Here is a 1,377-nt window from a genome sequence, read left to right on the forward strand (position 1 = left end):
TCAAACTCTCTAGTGAGAGAGCTGATATATCGCACTCTACTTGTTCAATTCGCGCTCACTACTCTGGTTCAACCAAACCCACAACGTGACTAAGTTCACACTTATGCTAATTCATCTCCTGAATTGCGCGCGCTGTATTAAACGCGACTCATATTAAACTTCGCGTGAACCCACCTACCTCATTAGGGTTTGAGCGTTCAAACAAAAAATTCAAACAAATGTTTAAATCCACCGATTTTTGGCGCAATTTTCCACTCATTTAACAGGATGACTTTCGCTTTGATCTTGATCAATATGTTAACTGTTGCGCAACATTGCGAACGATAACTTGCATTAGAAGTGACTACTCACTTCCCCCTATTTGCTTAGTACAAGGAATGAAACTATGTCTACTCAGGAAACCTTTAAAGCCTTCACTTCACAGCTAGAGTCTGTAACTAACCCGTTCTACAACTTCAATCAACTAGTGACTAAAAACATCGAGACACTGACCAAGATTCAACTTGATAGCCTGCAAGCATACAACGCACTGGGTAATGAATCTTTGCAAAGCCTTGCGTCACTAAAGCAGCCGCAAGACATCCCTGCATACGGCTCAAAACAAATGGAAGTCGCGAGCAAAATCTCACAGCAGCTAATGGAAGATAGCCAAAAGCTGACCCAACTTGGTCAAGATTTTAAATCTGCCGCTGATGAGCTGACGGCTTCTGCGGTTAACACCGCGAAAAGTGCTTAATTTATTGCTTGCCGGTTGATGGCGAAGCTCAGCATTAAGCATCGCCATCTCTCCGCATCACTTCTTACAAGGATGTCAGAATGGAAAATAAATCGCCCTTTGAAGGTATGATGGATCTTATGTCCCAATATGGGCAAGCATGGATGGACAACCTAGGTCAGCCAACACAATCCACATTGATGAAAACCCAATCAGAAGACTTTACAAAGTGGGCAAACTCAATGGTGCAGAACCCAACCAATATGGTTGAACAGCAGATGAATTGGTGGACACAACAAGTCAACTTGCTCAACGATTGTATTCTTGGCAATCAAGAACAAACCAAAGAGACCGATCGCCGTTTCCGTGACCCTTCTTGGAACGACACACCGCTTTATCGCTACATCAAAGAGAGCTACAAACTCGCCTGTGACAACATTCAACAATCGGTAGAAAACAGTGAGGGTTTGGATGACGAGACCAAAACGCGCCTCTCATTTTTCACTCGCCAGTACCTCAACGCCATGTCGCCAAGCAACTTTGTTGCGACCAACCCCGAGATACTCAAGCTGACCATGGACAGTAACGGTGAGAACCTTATCCAAGGAATGAAGCAATCTCGTCAAGACTTGGAGCAAAGTGCCGACATCCTCAACATTCGC

1 protein-coding gene and 1 pseudogene are annotated in these 1,377 nt (G+C 44.2%); both read left to right on the forward strand.

Features of this window, described 5'->3' with window-relative positions:
• Positions 1-385 precede the first annotated feature (385 nt).
• Complete coding sequence (locus KIV40_RS31705) at positions 386-736, forward strand: phasin family protein (protein WP_285353290.1); 351 nt, start codon at positions 386-388, stop codon at positions 734-736.
• An 80-nt stretch (positions 737-816) separates the two neighbouring features.
• Positions 817-1,377 (forward strand): annotated as a pseudogene (locus tag KIV40_RS31710) (class I poly(R)-hydroxyalkanoic acid synthase); the annotation flags it as partial.

It is taken from the genome of Vibrio sp. D173a, from assembly GCF_030248475.1.

Bases quoted from the DNA above. Each gene is read 5' to 3' on its own strand.
- KIV40_RS31705 (WP_285353290.1), top strand. From the start codon at position 386: ATGTCTACTCAGGAAACCTTTAAAGCCTTCACTTCACAGCTAGAGTCT.